14 protein-coding genes are annotated in these 19,723 nt (G+C 59.7%); 9 read left to right on the top strand and 5 right to left on the bottom strand.

Annotated features, from left to right (window positions below; all coding sequences use genetic code 11):
• The first annotated feature begins 262 nt into the window (after nt 1–262).
• From AC5592_RS33220 to AC5592_RS33205, 4 genes are all read left to right on the top strand, one after another.
• The gene (locus tag AC5592_RS33220; RefSeq protein WP_063066468.1) at nt 263–463 is read left to right on the top strand and encodes a hypothetical protein; all 201 of its coding nucleotides are present in this window, start codon (nt 263–265) and stop codon (nt 461–463) included.
• 43 nt (nt 464–506) lie between these two features.
• Nucleotides 507–965, top strand: a complete 459-nt coding sequence (locus AC5592_RS33215) for a DUF4254 domain-containing protein (RefSeq protein ID WP_063920442.1) — start codon at nt 507–509, stop codon at nt 963–965.
• 163 nt (nt 966–1,128) lie between these two features.
• Entirely contained in the window at nt 1,129–1,515 is a 387-nt protein-coding gene (locus AC5592_RS33210) for a hypothetical protein (RefSeq protein WP_063066467.1), read from the top strand.
• A 5-nt stretch (nt 1,516–1,520) separates the two neighbouring features.
• Nucleotides 1,521–2,126 carry a DUF3558 domain-containing protein gene (locus AC5592_RS33205; protein WP_084507584.1) on the top strand — a complete coding sequence of 202 codons (606 nt, stop codon included), beginning with the start codon at nt 1,521–1,523 and terminating at the stop codon, nt 2,124–2,126.
• Nucleotides 2,127–2,798: 672 nt separating this feature from the next.
• Here the strand turns inward: AC5592_RS33205 and AC5592_RS33200 are convergent.
• Together AC5592_RS33200 and AC5592_RS33195 are read right to left on the bottom strand one after the other, a co-directional pair.
• The gene (locus tag AC5592_RS33200) at nt 2,799–5,327 is read right to left on the bottom strand and encodes a TPR repeat domain-containing protein (RefSeq protein WP_063066466.1); all 2,529 of its coding nucleotides are present in this window, start codon (nt 5,325–5,327) and stop codon (nt 2,799–2,801) included.
• Nucleotides 5,327–5,635 (bottom strand): hypothetical protein, encoded by a 309-nt coding sequence (locus tag AC5592_RS33195; protein ID WP_063066465.1) that lies wholly within the window; start codon nt 5,633–5,635, stop codon nt 5,327–5,329. Before AC5592_RS33195 ends, AC5592_RS33200 begins: the two co-directional genes overlap by 1 nt.
• 184 nt (nt 5,636–5,819) lie before the next feature.
• Between AC5592_RS33195 and AC5592_RS33190 the strand changes: the two genes are divergently transcribed.
• Both AC5592_RS33190 and AC5592_RS33185 read left to right on the top strand, forming a co-directional pair.
• On the top strand, nt 5,820–7,658 hold the full coding sequence (locus tag AC5592_RS33190; RefSeq protein WP_157122404.1) for a hypothetical protein: 1,839 nt from the start codon (nt 5,820–5,822) through the stop codon (nt 7,656–7,658).
• Entirely contained in the window at nt 7,655–8,422 is a 768-nt protein-coding gene (locus tag AC5592_RS33185) for an ESX secretion-associated protein EspG (protein ID WP_084507581.1), read from the top strand. The genes AC5592_RS33190 and AC5592_RS33185 overlap by 4 nt, the downstream gene beginning before the upstream one ends.
• Before the next feature lie 603 nt (nt 8,423–9,025).
• Here AC5592_RS33185 and AC5592_RS33180 read toward each other — a convergent pair.
• The gene (locus AC5592_RS33180) at nt 9,026–10,060 is read right to left on the bottom strand and encodes a DUF2637 domain-containing protein (RefSeq protein WP_084507578.1); all 1,035 of its coding nucleotides are present in this window, start codon (nt 10,058–10,060) and stop codon (nt 9,026–9,028) included.
• A 311-nt stretch (nt 10,061–10,371) separates the two neighbouring features.
• Here AC5592_RS33180 and AC5592_RS33175 point away from each other — a divergent pair, with 311 nt between their 5' ends.
• Both AC5592_RS33175 and AC5592_RS33170 read left to right on the top strand, forming a co-directional pair.
• Nucleotides 10,372–11,781, top strand: coding sequence for an esterase/lipase family protein (locus tag AC5592_RS33175; RefSeq protein WP_198164005.1), 1,410 nt, complete (start codon nt 10,372–10,374; stop codon nt 11,779–11,781).
• Nucleotides 11,778–14,135 (top strand): hypothetical protein, encoded by a 2,358-nt coding sequence (locus AC5592_RS33170; RefSeq protein WP_157122400.1) that lies wholly within the window; start codon nt 11,778–11,780, stop codon nt 14,133–14,135. Before AC5592_RS33175 ends, AC5592_RS33170 begins: the two co-directional genes overlap by 4 nt.
• A 158-nt stretch (nt 14,136–14,293) precedes the next feature.
• Here AC5592_RS33170 and AC5592_RS33165 read toward each other — a convergent pair whose 3' ends face one another.
• Nucleotides 14,294–15,319, bottom strand: coding sequence for an AlbA family DNA-binding domain-containing protein (locus AC5592_RS33165; protein ID WP_063066460.1), 1,026 nt, complete (start codon nt 15,317–15,319; stop codon nt 14,294–14,296).
• A 664-nt stretch (nt 15,320–15,983) separates the two neighbouring features.
• The gene (locus AC5592_RS33160) at nt 15,984–18,029 is read right to left on the bottom strand and encodes a helicase HerA domain-containing protein (RefSeq protein ID WP_063066459.1); all 2,046 of its coding nucleotides are present in this window, start codon (nt 18,027–18,029) and stop codon (nt 15,984–15,986) included.
• Between the two features lie 1,174 nt (nt 18,030–19,203).
• On the opposite strand from AC5592_RS33160, the gene AC5592_RS33155 reads away from it, so the two are divergent.
• Nucleotides 19,204–19,578, top strand: a complete 375-nt coding sequence (locus AC5592_RS33155) for a hypothetical protein (protein WP_157122398.1) — start codon at nt 19,204–19,206, stop codon at nt 19,576–19,578.
• The last annotated feature ends 145 nt before the right edge of the window (nt 19,579–19,723 follow it).

Raw genomic sequence — 19,723 nt, 5'->3', positions numbered from 1 at the left:
CGAGGTCCAGCAAAATGCACACCCTGGCTATGCACCAGACGGTCCTACTGACCAAACAGGAGTCCCGCCAAGCAGCGGCCGCCCTTCGCCAGATCGACGGCAGCTCCAGGAAGAATCAAAGCGATGGCGTTGAGATGCCCCTACGCATCGAACCGTTCGTCCCCCTCGTACTCGATGTCCGAATCGGGTGTTGGCCGCCCTCGGACCAGGTGCCGGACGCGCGCCCGCCGATCACGACGACAGCTCGGGCCCAAGGCGCATCGTGAACTTTCCGGATCCGTTGCAGGAGAGGGCATTCGTCCATGCGGATGGCGCGTTGGCCGAATTCCTCTGCCGGGTGCATCTACTGGAGCTGACTCGTGAACGTGCTTGCGAGCTGCGAGCCATCCACCAATCTCATCCGCCGGACGAGTGCACCGTCCACCTGGAGGCGGCGTATCTGCTGCTGACCGAAGACTGCTGAGTCTCAAACCCTGCCACTTAACTCACTCACGGAGGTCGCCCCAGTGATAGTCAAACTGCCGTCCAAAGACGAACTGCTGGAAGCGTGTAACGGCACCGTGCGGATGAACCATCCGGTTCTCCACGCTGCCCGCAAACTGGCCGCGCTCCATACCGCTCGCAGGATCGCCACCGATCGGAGTTTCCACGAATTGGATTGCTCCCGCGCCGACCTGGTGCGTGCGATCGATTCTTGGGTGGCTGCGAACCTGCCGCAGGCGCTGGGCGCCTCATACCTCCACACTGAGTCGGTCGGAATGGTCATCGACCGCATCGCCCAGTACAGCATGGACGCGCACACCACGTTGAATAGTCCTGTGGCCGAACCGAACCGTCACTTCCTGTGGCAGCGACTCGCCGAACTGGCCGTCGCCTACACCGATTTGGCCTTCGAGATCAGCGGCGGTCTGCGCCGTCTGCCGGTCCTCACCTATCCGGTCGACAACACTCGATCCCGTCCATAGCGGAGTCGGTTCACGCACCCGCGTGCCGCCGCGTCGCTCCGGTGCCGACCCCCGAGGTCGGTCAGGCGGCCTCGCCGGGACCTCGGCCATGCTGTGGGCCCGAGAATCGTAGCCCCGTCCTGATAACCTTCTCCGTGTCAAGAAGCTGTGAGGGGGCCAAAGGTTGGCAGATGAGATCGACTACGGCCAGGCGGAGATTCAGGCATTCAACAACGCGGCGGCCGCCGGGGAAATCCACTACGACGAGGCGGCCGTTCGGCAGGCAGTCCAGCTCTGTCAGAATGCCATTGATAGGTTGTTGGCGATTCAAGGCAAGCTTGAAGGAGTCTATGAGGCGCAGGGATTCGGTGGGTTCCAGACGGGAAAAGACCTCCAGCGAGGATTTTCAGGAAAAGCGCGCGACGGCTATAGCGTCGTCACTCAACTGATCGATGGCGCGATGCGTCTGCAAGAGGCATACTTGCGTGCCGGTCGTCTCATCGACGAGGCCGATGCTACCAACAGCGCAAGGATCAAGAGGATATCGAGTCTCGTGCCGCCGAAGGGGTAAGTACAATGAGAACATTCAGAGCTATCGCCTCGTTGTTTGTGATGCCAATTATCCTTGGTTCGTGCGGCACGAACGCTGACGACTCTAGCGGAGATAGTTCGGCAACAACATCGACCAGTCACCGGCCCGTAATCGCGGCGGCAGTCAAACCAGCTCCGGAACAGGATCCTGCGGGCAATAAGCCCGTCATTTTCGATCCGTGTGAGCAGATTGGAGATGCCACGATTAGTAGTGCTGGCTTCGATCCGCTGACCAGAGAGCGCGCAGACCAGGTACACACCGGCTATGCGTTTATCGGTTGCACATTCCAGCGCCGAGAGAACGTTCAAGGTGCACCCCATCGTGTTGGAGCTTTGACGATTTCTTCGACAGACATCACGTTGGATCAGTTTCGCCAGCGGCAGCAGGGCGATCTGAAAGAGATGACCATCAACGGTAAGCCGGCAATCAGCTACAAGGGGTTAGGAAATGAAACGTGCCACGTCGTGATGCCAGGACCGGATGGAAGTATTGATCTACAAATAGAAAGTATGAGCGCTTTCACCGACTGGTCCGCGTGTGACCATGCTAAGGAAATTGCTTCGACTGTCGAGTCCGCGCTGCCGAAGTAGTGTTTTACCGGCAAGCGTTATCGAGCGACTGGTGTCGGAGTTACCGTGATGTAGGGGCTCGGCAACAAACTCCCGCAATCTTCCCGTGTGATCGATGGCTGTTCGTACGACCATAAGAGCCAGCGTGGAGCCGCCGACTGGTCTCCGGCGCGGGATTGGTCTGTCGTCTGAGCCACTAGGTAGCCTCGAGTGGCAATTCCGGGAGCATTTGATTTCAGCGTTCCATTGGACTGGACGATGTATTGGCCGGGCATGTCGAATTCGCAGGAGTCGACCTCCAGTCCGTATCCGTCAGGTCCTGGGCGTACTTGAGCGATGCGCCCGGTAATTCCGCCGGTCAGATGGTCCGACGGCACCCCACCTTCGTAGTCCCATCGCACACGTCGATGCCATTCGTCCATGGCGTGGTCATCGCTCATTGCTGCTATCCGAAGCGGCAGGGTGTCGACAAGAAATTGCGCGGCAGCGAGTTCCTGGCCTGACAGTTGAACGGCTATATCCCAGTGCTCGAACGGAGGAGGATAGCTCGAAGCATTACGTGGTCGGATAACCACTGAGTAGACTACCGCTGCGACAACGGCGACGAGTACTACAGCGATCGAAGCGATGGTCCAGACTTTTGGTTTCGACGCTGCGAAGTGCCTGAGGAGAGAACCATTCATCGTTGGTGTCCTAGTGGTCACGACCGGTCAGGATCACTTTGAGATCTGCTTGGGTTCTCGCAGTATCCTGCAAAGTTTCGATCGAATGGTGCTGGGAGTATTCGTTCAGATAACCCTCGAGTCCGTATCTCTGATTGAATCCCTGGCGGGCATCGAGCTGCGCTTGGGTTGGAAGGTTGAAATCGATGGCACGATGCGTTGTGGGATCCTTTAGAATTCCGACGTCCTGTCCGCTATCGATCGCCGCGTTTATCATCCGACGCTGCTCGCCCAAATCAGCTGCAGCGTTGATGGACTTGATATCCGGATAGACCTGCCGCAACTCCTGCGGTTTGGGGACGAACCCGTCTATTTCATGGTTGACGACGCCGTCGGTCAGGTGTTTCGCCACTACATTGGCATAGTTTGCGCCTGGAACATCCGAACCGACCTTCAACGGTGCTGTCGCCATATCTGCGATGATCTTGGCGGCTTCTTTCTTGACGTTGTATATGTGCATCTGATGGTCGTTGTATTTCTTGACGTCCGCCTGATCTTGGAATGTCATTGCGTTCTCGGCGGCTGATGTGATTCGGCCATCGAGGCCACCGAAATATTTTGACTGTTCACTGATTACGCTACCGGCGTTCGGGCCATTCTTCGCGAAAGCGTCATCGAAGAATGACTGCTCGTACGCCTGGCGGGATACCTCCAACGTCAACCGCCCCTGATCGGATTGGCTGGCCAGGAATAGGAGGCGGTCCGCGTCGGTGCTCGACAGTCTCAGCTGACCATCATCTGCCACGCCGGTTGCCGGGAACCGCTCGCCGAACGAGTCGATATTCGAACCCATAACGGAAGCAAGCGATTTCGACAGCTCAGGATTCTTGGCGAACAACTTAGCGTTGTCCTCCATGATGGTCGTGCCATCTTTGAGTGTTGCAAGGTCGCCATGCCGATTGAGCGTCGGCTGGTCCCCGTTAGGGCCATGCGTTTCAGGTGGCGCGAAGAAATTCGGTAGATTCGCGAGCGTCTCGCGAGCCTTGATCGCGTGCTCTGTTGGGAGACCGTCGGCACCGGTCTCATGAGTGTCGTTCGCGACCCAGTCGAACAACTTAGCGGGAGTCTTTCCTTTGTCGCCCCAATCGTGGTGGAGGACTTCGTTAGCGAACTTGCCGCGGTCGTAGTCGGCGTGAGGGCGTACGTCATCACCGTGGGGTGTCGGAACATCAGGCGGGAGCTTGCCCGTGATGAGGGCTGAGCTCGAGTCGTGGTTCGTGAGGCCCGCGGTGAAGAACTTGCGGGCGCTGTCATCGATACGGTGGGCGTCTCCTGGCTGCCAGCCCTCGCCCTGAAGGATGTCGCCGTGAACCTTCCGGTTCGAGTCCAGGTAGTCAGCCATGCTCGCCCCCTGGCGTTGCAGCTCGATTCCGAGCGTTGTTCCGGGCTGGTTACCGGGCGACGCGTGAGCAACGAGGTCGCTGATGCTCATCAGCTGGTGGAAATCTTTGGCCTGTTGTCCGGGTCGGGCGAGCTTGGCCGGATCGAGGTCTTGTGAACGACGGTCCAGCAGATCACGCACGTCTTGCGGAAGCTGGTTGTAACCGCCGGGATTCTGAAGCTTTCCGTCGGGCCCCCTCCCGGTGCCGACTTTCTCATTCGACAGCGTGAACATTGCATTGCCGAGCGCATTGAGTTTGTCCGTCGCACCGGGTTTGCCGGCTTTCTCGTCGGCGGAGAGCTGGTCGGTCAGCGCGACCAGCCCGTCCTTTCCGGCCCCTTGGAAGAACTCGTGGTAGTACTGCTGCGTCTCGGCTGGGATAGTGGCAACTTCTTTGCCGTCGGCGAGGTCTCGGAGCTCTTGTTCGGTCAGGATGCCCTGGGGAAGGTGACCCGCGATCTCCTCCAGCTTGGCCTTGTCGATGGTGCCGTCTGGCCGTAAGGCATCGTGGACGGCTTTGCCGTCGTCGCGACCGAGCTTGGCGGTGTCGGCCGGCGTCACCGGCGCGTCGATTCCGCTGCCCAGCAGATCGCCACGCACACGGATCTTCTCTGCTGCGTTCGTGATTGCGGTGGCGACCTCGCTGATGGCGCCGGCCAGGCTGTAGTACGCGGTATTGATCAACCCTTGGTGGTGGTCGATGCGTTCTTTGGTTTTGCGCAGGTCGTCTTGGATTTGGGAGCCGCTGAGGATGGCCTGTTTGGTTTGGACTGCCCACCGGTCGTTGACGATCAGCGCGAGGGGCGATTCGGTGTCGGATTCCGCGTCGGCGACCTTACCCAGCAGGATTCGGCGCTCGTCGGCGAGGCGGCCGTCAGCGCCGCGTAGGGCGGCCGTGGCGTCGCGAATTTCCTGGGATAGCTTGCGGCCCTCGGTGTTCTCTTCGCTGAAACGGTCGTAGGCTGCGTCGCGAGCGCCACCGACCCAGTTCGTGCCGGTGAACTGGGTGAGCATCCGGCCGAGTTGGGTTTCGTAAGTCCCTATGGCCGTGTCGATTTGGGTGGCCCACTCCGACAGCTTGCCGGTGTTCCACTTCTCGACGTCTGGACGTGTTGGCATTACTGGTTCCCCCGGCTGTGGAAGTCCATCGTGTCGAGCAGCTGCTTGAACTGCTCGTCGGTGGCTGCGTACATGTTCGCCGACTTGGTGACGAGGTCCGACAGTGCGCGAATGCGTTCGGCGACTCGGAGCCACGCGCCTTCGGTGAATTCCCCGAGCTGCGCACACGCCGGACCGATGGTGCAGCCGGGGAGGGCTGCGGTGATCTCGTCACCGGTCTTGCGGATAGCGATGCCGTCGACTTGGGTGGCAACATCTTTCAGAGTTCTGACCAGCTTATTCAACTCATCGATATCGGCTTGCAGCACGCTGAGCCTCCCCCTTCGATCCGGCGCCGGGACACCGACTCCGACGGTGCGATCACAGTCACTTCCGCAGGTATTGTGCCATTTACGCCGTTCAGATGTGGACTCCGACCAGGCGAACCTCTGTGTTAGCCTCCAGGTCGGGGGAGCTGTATGTACCAGGACGTTGAACCGGCAGGGGTGGCACATGAGCGGAGACCACGATCCGCAACCGGGTCCGGCGGCTGATCCGCCGAAGAGCATCTTCGGTCAGATTCAGGACGCTGCGATCCAGGCCAGCATCCAGCCGTTCACTCAGAAGATTGCCGACGCCCAGACGCGCATACGGCAGGGCGATAGCCGGCTCAGCGAACTCGGCGCGGGTGTCGATCCGGCCTATACCAGCACTGACGATCATTTCGAGGGGATGTCGCACCAAGAGCTGTATGAGGCGGTGCACGGTGTCGGTGGGCTGGACCCGAAGGGTCTGCAGACCATGCGGCAGACTTGGTTTGAATGTGCCAGTGAGCTGGAGAACCTTTCTTCTTTCACGTTGATGCTGGGGATGAACAACATCTTCGGGCACGGGTTGTGGAAGGGCGCCGCCGCTGATGCGGCGCAGGCTGCGTCGGAACGCTATGCGCGTGTGGCGAACCAGATCGGGCAGGTATTCGAATCGGTCGCCGGGCGGATGGATGGCGCGGCGTGGGCGGCCGAGGCGGTGCGTAAGGCGGTGCAGCCGCCACCGGGTTCGGTGAACCTCACGCCGAGTGGCGAGGACTCTGGGCAGGCACTGCTGCCTCGGCTGCCTGATCCGAAGGACACGGATCAAGCGGATCAGGCGCGGGAAAGGGCTCGCCAGGATGCAATTCGTGCTCTGAACAGCATATACACGCCGGTGATACCTCCTGCGGGAGCGAATGTGCCTTCGTATCTGGATGTTTCGAAAGCTACTGCTGGTGACGGCACCTCACCTTCCGCAGGGGTTACGCGCAACGGAACGAATCCTGGTGGTGTGCAAGGTGGTTCGAGTGCTACCCTCGATGCTGGCACGGGCCCACGGCAAGGGGACGATCAACCCGCCGACCAGTCCGGCAGTCCATCAGCGGCGGTAAGTCCGGCGGGATTGAATGTGCCGCAAGGGTTGCTGCCCGGCGGTGGTGCTGACTCCGCCGCAACGACAGCGGCAGGTGTGGGGCCCGGCGGCGACTTGGCAGTGCCCGGCGGCGGTGCGAGCAGCGGCCTGAGTGGTTCGGGTTCTAATTCGCTCGGATCCCAGCACGGCGGTGTCGGATCGGCACGTGCACCCCAGCCGGGATTCAGTGTGGGCGGTGGTCTGGCCGCGGAAGCGCAATCTCAGTTCGGTACTCGTGGAGATGCTGCGGCACAGGGGCGTTCGCGGACAGGATCGCTGCCGCATGCACCGCACGCGCAGCGCAAGGACAGGGAAGAAGATCGAGAGCATCTGACGCCCGACTTTTTGAAGGGGGTCCAGCCGGAGTGGACCGAGGGTCTCGAAACTCCGGTCGGTGTCATCGGCGCGGACTCGGTCGCAGACTTCGATGGCGATGAGTATCCGGGCTCTGCTACCTCGGCGAGCGCGTACTCGCCACCGCCCCCATACATTCCGACTGACCGCACCAGCAGGTCGTCGATGTACGACGATGACGGTTTCGCCGAGCCCAACCCTCCAGCCACACCGCGTCAGGCGGCTCGGCCCGAGACTCCGCCGGGCACTGTCTGGCAACCCGATTCAGGATCTTCTTCTTCGCCTAATCAGCCTGATGCACAATCCAATCAGATTGCTTCCAACGCTGATTCGGAAGCCACTGCGGGGCGCAGTGCTGCCATTCCGGAGTCCGTGCGGGCCACCTCCGCGTTCCAGCTCGCGCCGGCCGCGCAATACGATAGTTTCCCCGCGGTAAGCCCTACGCCCGCAGGTGAAGAGCCTGAGCAGGTCACCGACGACGCTGAGCTCGTATACATCGACCTGTCCGGGACCGGACCAATAATGGACAACGACCCCGGTGAGGCTCCGCCGCGGTGAGAACCCAAACGTCCTGGGTATTCACGCCCGATGAGTTTGCTTATGTGTGGGCGTCGGAAACCGGTCTTGCCGGCGATTACCCGCATCCGATAAAGGTGATCGAAACACCGACTAACGCAGACGAATACGACCTGACCCGACTGGAGATCAGCGCTCGCTACCCGCGCGGCGCAGACCCCGATCTCACCGGCCCGCTACGAGTGCTGGCCAACCCGGACCTGCGCATCATCTGCAACGGATGGTTCCACAGATCTCATCGAAGAGTTCGCTCCCTCGCCGCAGCGATTGGCGATCTAGGTGTCGTTCTGTTCCAAAAGTCCGGTGCAACAGCAGACTTCGGCGGTGAGATTAAGCTCGTAGTAACGACTCGCCGCCGGCTCGGCCGTCACATCGCAGCGACGATGCCGACTGTCGCGGCTGGAGCCATTGGACGGCTCGTCGGATACACCCCGCGTGTGCGCGGAGAGCAGCCGCCGAGTTCCTGGCTGCAGGACGATGCTGGCAAACGTCCTGTCGAAGAAAGAATCCGAACGCTCCTCCGGCTCGAACGCACCGCGCAAGGCTACCTGCGGATCGACCGCCACCTACACGACCGGCGCCCCTATCCGCCCGCCTTCGTCACCTGGCTCGACATCAGCGACAGCACCCGGGCTGCCGGTCGCTACCTAATTGACGTGAATGACAACGACACAGTTGTCACCCCCGCCTCGGCGCAGACAATTGCTGACGAACTGTATAGGCGCGCCGAGCTGGATCGGTGGTGACACTGCTTGGATGATCCGTTGGGCCACCGCCCGCAGCCGAATTGCAGTCAGCCCAACATGGTTGGCGAGTGACTCCCAGCCCGCCATACCGAATGGATGTCAAGCGGACGTCGAAAGAAGACCCTGCGGCCGAGCCCTTCTCGACTCCACAGCAGCCTCGGGCAGGTTCACGAGCGCCGCCGTCAACCCATCGCCGCCGCGGTCGAGGCTTTAACTCGAATCCAGACAATGCCCAAATCTACGGAGTGGCAGCTCAGATTGAGTTTGGAATTAAAAACTCTGGCATCGCGTTCTAACGCCGCATCGTGACTCGTCGACGTATCGACCCGTCTGAACCAGCGCCGGTTCATCGACCTCGGCGACCACACCAACGGACCCGCGCATCATGGTGGCGCGCTGGCCCGCGCTCATCATGGACTTCGCATACGCAATGGAGTCCGGCCGTTTTGGCCGGAAGCAAGCCATGTTAGCCACGGCAGCGTCGAGAAAACTAATGCCGCAATGAAGTCCGGCCGTTTCGGCCGGAAGCGCCTCGATCGTCCACGTCGACCAGGGCACCCAGGAGAAAGTGCCGCAATGGAGTCCGGCGGTTGGCCGGAAGGGTCACGTTCGCGGCTGGTTACCTGCGGGTTCGTCACCGTGCCACAATGGGGTCCGGCCATTCGGTCGGAACACCCGCCGAACCATCGTCTCGTTGGTGGTGTACTTCTGGTGGCCGCAATGGAGTCCGGCCGTTTCGGGCGGAAGTGTTGGCCTTAGGGCAACCAGGCCACGCCCGCAACGCAACGGAGTCTGGCCGTCTAGACCCGGAAGCCCCGCCGTCGAGGCCAGCGGCTCGTTTGCAGCCGAACTTGACGCCGCGACGGATTCCGGTCGTTTCGGCCAGAAGCACTGCGGTGTGCTCGGTACCGGCGGCTTCAGCGATCCAGCTGCAATGCAGCCCGGCGTTTCCGGCTGGAAGCACGCACTGGGGTACAGCACGCAACCAGTGCGATGGGTTCGGGCCGCAATGGAAGCCGGCCATCGGGCCGGAAGCACACGACTCTCGCGAGCGTATGCACGTCGCCGGTTATGCTGCCGCAATGGAGTCCGGCCGTTCCGCCGGAAGCACAACAGGTGCCGTTTCAGCGCACGGTTGAGTAACTCGACCGCCAGCAGCAACGCCACCGGTGGGCCCGCGGCGACCGCGACGCTGAATACGTTCAGCACTGGGGCCGCCGCGATATTGGCGCATAGCGACAGGCAGATCCCGAACACTAACGCCGACCACGCTGCCCACCGTCCGCCCGCACTTTGGTCGCGGCTGGGCTTCAACAGCTCGACCGTCGCCAGGGTCAACAGCCCGTCCACGATCAACGGCCAGATGGCGGCGGCCGTCGTACCGCCCGCGCCGTACCGCACCGCGAACTCCCGACCATGCCGATAGGACGCGTACCTCGGGCCGACCGCAACCAGTGCGGTATAGCGGGAACAGGAAAAGAGTGGCGACCTGAAGGAGAACGAACGCGCCGATCCAGGCAACGCTCTCTGACGTAGCGCTGACAGTCGTCGCGGAACCTGCTCCACCGCAACGTCATCGAGGAAACGGGCACTGTACCTGCCGCGACCAGGAAAAGTATGCAATCGCACCTGCCACATCCGAACGATGCCACCTGGGGCGGTGAGGTGACATGTGAGGATTCAGCAGTGCGCTGACCGACCCGCCGGCACACAGCGCAGTACCACGAAGCACCCCGGATGTGCTACTGCTCGCCGCCCACCCACGCATCCTGGTCGTCCGCGCTAACCGCCACAGCCGCTGGACAGTCGCACTATCCGGAATATACATGTGTCTATCGATTACAGTTATAGTACTATCGTGGAGTGCCACAGTGATCAGTTCTCCATCTCCGATATAATGCAGCGAGCACGACGAGGTTGCCACAGGAACTGCGATCGGGGATTCGGCTTTGAAGGCTGGAAGCGCGTCGGCGCTGTGGGGGCTGTTGAACGTTCATCCCCAGCAAGATTTTCTTCAGCTCGAGAAGTTCGGGCCTCGAGGCATCAATGTTCATGCTCAAGCCGAATACGATTCGGGTACGGTAGTTCTCTTCGTTCACGGCTTTCAGGGGCACGGATACGGCACCTGGGGGGGCCTCCCGAAGGCGATGTTTCAAAGCGACCTTCTTGGCCCATGCGATGTCGCCGTCTTCCACTACAAATCTGGAATCTATGCATTAAGAAGGCGTGGGGCGGATCTAACCTTCCACATCGATCAACTTGCCGGCATTCTACGGGATCTAACGGTCGGGTACGATGAAATTATTGTCGTGGCCCATAGTTTAGGCGGGCTCGTATCGTCTGCTGCGATACGCCGAATGCTTGACGACGTTACCTATACCATGGAATCTGATGCGCTTGTTCAGGTCGCGGCGCTTGTGATGTTCGCCTCGCCGCGGGCCGGCTCAGGTTGGGCGACTCCACTCCTGGGTTGGTGGATTCGAGAATTCAGATGGCTAAAGAGGTTCTCGCCCTACACGGAGGAAGTTGAGAGGTTCTTCTCTTCGCATGTCGAGGGGTTCGCCGTGGCTGATCCTGGCTCACGCCGGTATATTATCCCGCGATATGCGTGCATAGCGTCACAAGACGACGTCGTGAATCGATTCAGCGCGACCTTCGGAATACCAGAAAGCCAGATCCTACCGCTGAACGGAACACACACCTCTATCGTCAAGCCGGTTGAGGACCCAACTCAGTTGACGTGGATCAGCGAATCAATTTCGAACGTCAGGATGATCCGGCAGCAATATCGACGAGAACGCGCTCTGCGGCCGCCTATACGCTCCGGCATAGAGGTTCGTGTGGACTTCCCCCGGGTAGTCGCCGAGCTCTGGACGGAACTCGATGCCGAATCTCTCGAATGGAAGATTTTATACGACGAAGTCCGACACGCTGCCTCGGATCCACTGGTCGAGGTAGTCGACCTGCGCGACGGTTACCAAGTTGATGACGTCGATATCCTTATTTCGATACAGCGCACTAGCGATGTCGTCCAGGAACCATCATCGGCGCGTTGTCGTGAGATAGTCGAGCAGGCCAGCTCGCGTCACAGTAACAGTAGCCACTTGCAGGCAGTGATTGTCCTGATCGGTGATGATAGCGGGGCGGAGGACATCGTAAGGGGTTGGGTCAAAGCTATGACACCTTCGAGCTCGTTCTTTGTTCAGCGCGCACCGTCTGCCGACTCACTTCGAGAGATCTTGTTCAACTCGATCAGACCGTTGGTCGAAAAACGTCGAAAGCGCCTGGCGATACCCGACAGATCCCTTATCGAGTCATCGGAATTTGACCGCTACTTCAACGCGAAGGAAAATCGATGAGCGAATCATCGGAACCAAACTTGTCGTGGATCGCAGCTATCCTTCGTCCGGAAGCAGTAACTTCGTTGCGAACCAAATCTGACAATCACTACGACTCGCACCCAGCCACAAGGATCGCCGACTTTCTACTGAGCAAAACTCAGAGGTCGCAGGATCACGATCTTGCCGACGCTGCACGGAGCAATGATATCCTGAAAGGCGTGGAGCTCTCATTTGTCCACAACACAATTCGCGATGGGATAGGGATTTTATCCGAGCAAGTTTACCAAAGTGCACACAGCGACGCCGCCCAGGCGTGCGCACTTACCCTATTAGCTTGCTGCGCGTGTGGAGAACTTGAGGATTATGACAAATGCGAATCCCTGATAGGGGCAGTCCTCGATAACGTACAAGGAGACAGTCCGAGCGATCAGCTAATTAGGGCGATCCTCCTGCAGCAACGTTGCCTTCGCCGGCGGGACAGAGGCTATCCATTTGAGGACGATACTATCGCAGTGGCGAAAATCCTTGCAGGACTTGATGCCCAGAGTCTGCCGAAGTTTGACGTCAATTCTCTTACACACTCTTCCACGGACACCATCGTGCACATCATCGACGCGCTGCGTTGGTCCAACTGGAGCCACATTTCCCCACTCCGTTCTGACCAGAGCGAGGAGTTGCAGAGTGTGATTCCCCCATTGGAAGTACGCGCCAGATTCCCGAAGCCCGAGCAAGTACTGTTGATAGAGAGCGAAATTTCCAGACAGCTTGCCCATCTAATAAACGAGCAATATCAATCTGGCCGGTCCAGCCAGACGCTGACTTTCGGAAATACATACGCAGATATTTTCATGCAGTTGCTTCGCCTTGAACTGATCGGTGCCAGCACCGTCAACTCAATTCGTAAGCAGTTGGGGCAGATACGCCTCCTCCGACAGCCAGACGCCGGCGCGCGGACCTATTTCTACTCAGATTCATTGCGGTTGTTTAGGCAAGCAGGTGCTGAAGCGGAACTCGATATAGCTATCGAGAAGATCAAACAGGACGGGCCGCTCTCGTCATTGAGTGTCGATGTTCGCCAGGTACTGCGTCGCCCATATCGTGAATTGCGTACGCCTGAGCTTCGAGTGCTTCGGGCAGCGGCCGACCTTCTTTCTGAGCCGGAAGCCCGTGCGGCTTTAAACGGTTTGATTCAGGTAAGCACGCCTTTGAACAGGTCCGGGTATTGGCAAGCCGAGTCAGTCCGGCTCGGCGCTCTGTGGCAAACTATCGCGGAGCTGACGACTGCTGCGGGAAATTCAGATATCGGCGCCAACTATTTTTTGGATGCGATCGACCGCCACTCAAGCGGCGACAGCATGATCGACCGAAATATAGCTCATGCCTTGTTCCTGCTCGACTGGAAGGCGATATCCGAATCATATAAGCTGAAATGGCGTAGGTGGGCCACAACGTCGTCCGCCAAATGGCCGGAGGTGACGGCAGTTATCGCTGACGCCTTGAGCATTGCTAACACTTCATTTTCTGAAATCGCGTCAGTAGATGACGTGATCCAGTTTGTCAACGGTATTGACTGGGGACATCCTGTGTCGACTGCTGAAGTCTCACAGGCAGCCGCCATCCTGACGTCCGGCATGTCCAAAACTAGGGAGGCCGCTCATAGGGGCCAGTTCTCGATAGGTTCATACGACGTCGCCGATATCGCTGTTCTCCTTGCCGCAAAGACCGGACATAACGAACTGTGGCACGAGATAGCGGTCTTTCTGATTGACGGAAGCGTTGCCAGAAGTGATAGAACTTCAGCATTCGAAAGACTCGCACGCTTGCGGCCGACTCTGCCCGAACCGGTATCGGAACTGTACCGACAGTCTGCGCCGAAAGTCCTGGAATCGACCGGTACTCCGCCCTTTGAAGCGGATGCTGTCCGACCATATCCTGCGGCGCTAAGGTTTTTTGCAACCAGCAGGTTGATCCCTCCTCTCGAAGCATTCACCCAAATAGGTCGACTGACTCAGGTTGAACATGGGCCTGCTGAAGCAGCGGCCACTGTCGCGGTTCTAGCAGAAGAACAAAGGGACGAATGGGTCCTCGCGATCGCGTTACAACTGAGTTATTCCAACGACCCATCCGCACGAATTGGTGCAGCAAGGAGCTTGGCCCTGCTCGCGAACGCCGAAAAGGGATACGGAGAACTCGTATCTCGGCGATTGATAGAACTGCTTGGGCATGATGGAACAATGGTTCCCATGAGCATCCTGAAAAGACTGCCTACACCCGTTATTGGCGTTGTTCGAAAAGCGATAATTTCCTTGCGCGACGATCATCCCTCGAGGAACGTACGACTTGCGGCGGAGGAATTTCTCCTTCAAGAGTGATTGGTCTTCAGTGGCGATCGTCCCCAACAAGCCGAAACCGATCCTCTACGACCAGCATCCGCAAAGGGCTGCTGCACGATTGGCTGACAATTAGCGCCTCCCCGTGCAGCAGCCCCTTCACACACCCGTGGAAGCTGGTCGTAATCGCTACCGGGAGCTCAATGACGGGGCATCGACCACGTGGCAAAGACCACTGGCGCCGCGGTCTCTGGGCCCGGTTCGTTATGCCCGCTGGACCAGCAGAGACGCTGACGGGCGACGGCGGTACGTCCTGTTCCGTTAGTTGGCAGCTGGACGAAGACCTCCACCCAAGAGACGAATTCGAGTCTGCTGGTGGCTACGTCGGCGGGAACCTTCGCAGTCGCGGTCAAGATGACTGAGTCCGGGCCCGTAACGAGCAGTCCCGCGGTGCGGACCGCAACTCCGTAGGCATGTTCGGGCTCGACCCGGGCCTTGCCATAATCCGTCACCACATGACGGCTGAATTCGATGTCGGCGTCGAACTGCACGCCGTCGATCGTCACGAATTGGGTCGCCCACCGATGGCGCGGCAGCAGAACACGGTCCTCGGAGTCAATGAACAGAACCGCCTCGAACTCCAGGACACGCTCACCTTCGACGTTCCGGAAGTCACCGAACCGATCCGGCCGTCGTTCCAGGCCAAACGTTAGTTTTGGCTGGAGCAACTCCAACTCCGGGACAGCGGTGACGGCGCTCATCAGGCTCAGCAGTTCGTGCCGTTTCGCCGTTCGCGTCCGTGTTCCGTCCCGCCACGGCACCTCACGAGTGAGTCCGCCAGCCGTGTTCGGGTCTACATTGACGACGTACGGCGACCGGTCAGTCTCGAAGTATAGGCACACGACCATTCCCTGATCGGTCGGAATGTTCCGCATCCTCACTGACGGCGCCACACCGTCGGCGAACTTCGACTCAACCGAACCCCACCAGTTGCCCGGGTCAGTGGCGTCCAAAGCAACCACCCGATGTCCGTTCTCATCCAGCCCAATCAACCACATGACATCCTCACCGCGGGCGGCGTTAGAGATCGCCGCGATTCGCCGCGCTGCCCTGGATTGATCGGGCCACTTCGACTTGCACTCAACGAAGTCGTCCTCAGTTCTGCCGCCGTTGGTTACACGTTCGACGATTTCCAGGACACGAGCTTCAATCCGCTGCCAGTTCACGATCGGAAATGTACGCGGCCGGCCATCCCGTCTGCTCTGTATTTTCCATTCAGAGTGCGGTTGAACCTTACGCCTCAAAGCCTCTCGGCTGCTTGCCCGGTAGCTCGCGCACTACCGATTTCTTGTTCCACAGCCTCTAGGGGGGGCAGGCTTGCGAGCCTGCTTGGAACTCAACCGGGGTTTGCAGCCGAGCCGGCGCATCCCGCCGGGGCCTTTTGTACCACGCTATCCAGGCCGGCCGTTGCGTGCCCAAGGTCAGCTGATTACCGCAGCGGCCGGTCCGCAGCGGCGAGTCGTCACGGCGCGCTTCGATCTTGTAGAGCCCGATTGCCCTCTCGACGAACGCATTACCGAATGCATCAGTCACCGCTCCGACCGACGGCTACACTTCCGACCGCATCAACGTCTCCCCTGAACCGAATCGACGTGTTCTGCGATCCGCCATTGGCGTGATCAATAGCGTTACTATCCAACGCATTATCCTCAGGCACCCGCGCTCTTACAGCATGTAGCTCCGACGAGACGAACCTAGTCCCCTTCCTCGCAAGGCATTCCATACTAGGGATCCGGTCGGCGCAGGGATCGCGTGGTCCGCGACCGCATAGACGACAGCCGTGAAATGTCCAGCTGCTGAGGCGATCTCGTGCGTGCCGACGACCGTGCCTCAGGGCATCAAAAACAACCGCCTCTCAAGAGGTTCGTCTCCAGCGGCGTTCCGCGCTTCATTCACGAGTTCTATGTCGTAGCGGTCGATCTGCACCGGAACGATGTACGGGGACGAGAGCGTCTTCATCCTTACGTAGCCGCGATCCTCGGAGGCCATGATTGCCTCGGAGAAAGAACGGAAGTCGTAGAACTGGGCAAGCTCCCTGACCTCCTTAGCGTTGTTGAGGTGCGCAACCACCCAATTTGCGGTGTTCGCCTTGACCTGGTGTGCGACACCGGATACCTCCTGGGTGGCGTAGGTCATGCCAAGGTTCAGCTTGCTGGCTTCCTTGGCTAGACGCACCCAGACATCGCGGTCGTTCTTATATCGGTCGGAGTCGAATAGGTTGTGGGCCTCCTCAAGCATGACTTGAATCGCGGGCGGCTCGTCGCCCGACGTGAACACCTCCGTCTGCTTCTCTAGCAGCCGGGCCGCAATCGACTCACTCAGCGCCTTGGTGATAGCGGCCGCCCCAACGTGGAGGTCAACGATGACGATCTTCCCCTCGACGAGCTCGTGGTAGATCTCGATGGCGGGGTCTTTCTGGGTATGCGGGCTGTGGAATGGTCGCAGCGGGATGAGGTTCTTCCAGCCACGTACGTTGCGCCCCTGGCTCCTCGCCGTGAAGATCGGCTCAACGCTTTCCCAGCGAACGTTTTTGGTGAAGTCGAGTGCCATGGCGTTTCCCGCCTCGCGTAGTCTCACGATCGCATCGACAACGTCTTCGACGTCCTGGGCCGTGACCGCGACGGCATTGGCGGCAGCCCCGACCTGCGTAAACGGATTGCGACCGAGCTTCCCCGCCACTTCCCTCTGGAGGTCGCCCTTCATATTGATGCGTGTCCGGAAACCGCTGGGAACATTGAAACCGGCCCTCATCAGTGCTCCATAGAGCGCCAGCCGGGCGCGCTGCGCGTGGATACTGTCGGATCGGTCGCCGCGGACGTCGCTAAAGGTCGCATTCGCGAAGTCCGCGATATACCCCGTCTGGTCAGTGCTGAGCTGATCGGCGATCAGGCTCTGCACGGCCTCAAGCTGGTTTTCGGAAAAGAAATTGATGTTTAGGGGCTTCACGTGCTCCTGTGTGCCGTCGGCACCGAACTTGAAGATCCGGACGTGCTTCGGTCCGATTGAAGCGATCTCGGTGCCGTCCTGAGTGTTTGGGTTGGCATACTCTCCCTGGGGGTCGAAGATCAGCTGCCCGACTGGCTTGCGCCCTATCGATCGCCACTCCTCAGAGACCGTAAAGGTACGAGCGATGATGGTCTTGGCAGTATTCGACTTTCCCATGCGAGTCATGCCGAGGAGCGCGGTCTTATTTCCAATCAAATCGCGAATGTTGACCTCGACTGCAGCATCTGCCTGCTTGGACGCCTTCGCTCGTCTTCTGGTGGCGGAGTAGCGAACGGCGCCGATACGCACCCGCTTCACCTCGCGACCGGTTGGCTTTAGGTAGGAGGCAACCGTTGACAACCCCTCGCCGACAGGCTTGAGGACCCGGTAGGTCGAGGTGGCGTAGAAGTTGTCGACATCGGCACCAAATTCTAAAACCCTCTGCCCATCGATGTCGTCCTCGTAAAAGGTACCCAGGACCTTGCATCTCAGGCCCGTGAATGAGACTCGGTTTCGGGTGACCGGATCCATCTCGACGTCGAGGATCGCAGACGGCGACGGATCGTGTTTGCCGGACAGCGCGGTCCGAAGAGACTCTTCCCGGACCGCATGAAGGTCAGCCTCCATGCTGAGTGGGGCGGTACCTTCGACTCGAAGCAGCAGCACCTCGTCGTCATCGACCTGCGGCGTGTTGATGTCCTGGGCAGTTGCAAGGAGATAGGAGAACTGCGGGATACCGCCCGCGTTGAACTTCCAGCGGTCATGGGTGAGCACAGTCGCCTCGTTGTAGTCGAGGCGGTGAATCGCCCCGATTCTGATTGACCGTTCATCGGCCAACAACTGTGAGTGCAGCAGGAGGCCGGCGTCAATGCCGGGGATCAGCTCGGTCATGTGTCCTCACGGGGCGGGTGTGAAGGTGTGAAGTGACGAGAGTGTCACGGTCCACCGACAGTATTGATGAAACTGCCGCGATGGTGGGCGCCTCGCCATCTCCGACTAATGTTGCGCTGGAACGTCTTTCAACTATATCGCGTAGCCCGACGCGGGTCAGTACGACAGCGCACGTCGGGGTCGGTGTTCAATCACCCCAGCCTCTGGACTGGTGGTCCGTTGGTTACACCCCATGGACAACTTGTTGCAAATCCCCAGCGCCGTCAAGCTGCCGTGCTGAGCGAGTTTCCTCATTTGATCGAGCATCGATAGCAGGTTGCTTCGAAAGCGCCAATGGCGGTCCGTGGCGCCACGGGATCCCACGCTGGCCAGCGACGGAGCTACTGTAGCCCGCCCACTCATCCAGTGCCCAAAGCAGGAGCCAACATCTGCGACTCTAAGACACGCGTGATCCACGTACTCAGTGCGGGAAGAGCTTTTCGTGGATACCCGGCCGGGACTTGCGCTCGTCCCAAGTGTTGGTTTCCAGGGCACTTTCCCCAGGAACGCTTGGATTACAACATGATTCGTTCACACGTGTTGTCGTCTGACCGGCCATGTCCGATGTCGTCAGCGGATTCGGTTGAGGATCTCTGCGCACTCTCGGTTGACAGCTTCTACGGTCATTCCTTGGGCTTCGCCGATCTGGAGTAGCACCCGAGTGCAGGCGATGTTGGCAGCTTCGAGCAGGCCGGAGGTAGCAGCGAGACCATCGACGATGCTCTACTGCCCAACGCTTGACATGAAGTTCTCTGCATGCTGACGAAAGAAGTGATGGATCAGCCCGTTGCGCTCCCCGATCTCTGTCCGGCACGTAGAGAGATCGTCCTCGCCGAGAGCACCGTGGGCCCTGCGATCTTGACAAGGACTCCCGAGGTCTTACGGAGCAAAGTCTCGAAGGTTGCATCCAATTGGTCACGTGACATTTCAGTCTTCGAACTCGCGACGACTGCCAGCAGGTCGACCACCGCGTGGTCGAAGACATGAGCCTGAAGAACAGTTCGACCGAAACGGGCGAACACCTCTTTTTCCGGAGGTCGTCCGCGCTCAGTTCGCAAACCAGATCGAATCCGTCATTGTCGGGCACCGCGCGGAATGCTATCGGCGTCACCAAGATGAACGCCACGAGATTTCGATGGATGAACAGACACCCAATCTCCTTGACCCCAGAATCGGCCGCGCAGGTCACCGCGCCTCGGGCTCGGTGATCCAACTGCTGGGTGTGATCGGCGAACTGGGCGGTGTCGACCACAGCATCGAATGGCTGGCGCCGCTGGCCGCCTCCGGTGACGTCGCAGCCCAAGCGTTCGCACCCCTGGTCGTCAGCAGCCTGCGGCTCTCACCACGGCACGACGGCCTGGCAGAGGAAACCACGAGTGCGCCAGCTCTGCTATTGTCTGAAACCGTTGAAACCAGCATCGACAGATGCGCTCATACACGCGACCGATCCAGCCGTAGCGCAGCGGGGCGACGAAATCCCCCCTCGCGCACCGTTTCCGGTCACCGGTGACACATCCGGGTGGGTGGGTGTTCAAGTGCACTTGAACACGAAGGATGAGCATGGCTTTTTCCGATGACCTGCACCGATTTCCGGCATACGTGCCAGAACTGACATGCGCGACCGCGGCGTCCGCGAACCGAGGACGGTGCGCGTG

The organism is Nocardia violaceofusca NBRC 14427 (assembly GCF_963869435.1).
In the GTDB taxonomy this organism is placed as follows: domain Bacteria; phylum Actinomycetota; class Actinomycetes; order Mycobacteriales; family Mycobacteriaceae; genus Nocardia; species Nocardia aobensis.
Note: the sequence above shows the minus strand (reverse complement) of the source record. Positions and strands in the feature narration are given on the sequence as shown.

Bases quoted from the DNA above. Each gene is read 5' to 3' on its own strand.
- AC5592_RS33205 (WP_084507584.1), top strand. From the start codon at position 1,521: ATGAGAACATTCAGAGCTATCGCCTCGTTGTTTGTGATGCCAATTATC.
- AC5592_RS33200 (WP_063066466.1), bottom strand. From the start codon at position 5,327: ATGCCAACACGTCCAGACGTCGAGAAGTGGAACACCGGCAAGCTGTCG.
- AC5592_RS33190 (WP_157122404.1), top strand. From the start codon at position 5,820: ATGAGCGGAGACCACGATCCGCAACCGGGTCCGGCGGCTGATCCGCCG.
- AC5592_RS33180 (WP_084507578.1), bottom strand. From the start codon at position 10,060: ATGTGGCAGGTGCGATTGCATACTTTTCCTGGTCGCGGCAGGTACAGT.
- AC5592_RS33170 (WP_157122400.1), top strand. From the start codon at position 11,778: ATGAGCGAATCATCGGAACCAAACTTGTCGTGGATCGCAGCTATCCTT.
- AC5592_RS33160 (WP_063066459.1), bottom strand. From the start codon at position 18,029: ATGACCGAGCTGATCCCCGGCATTGACGCCGGCCTCCTGCTGCACTCA.
- AC5592_RS33155 (WP_157122398.1), top strand. From the start codon at position 19,204: ATGGATGAACAGACACCCAATCTCCTTGACCCCAGAATCGGCCGCGCA.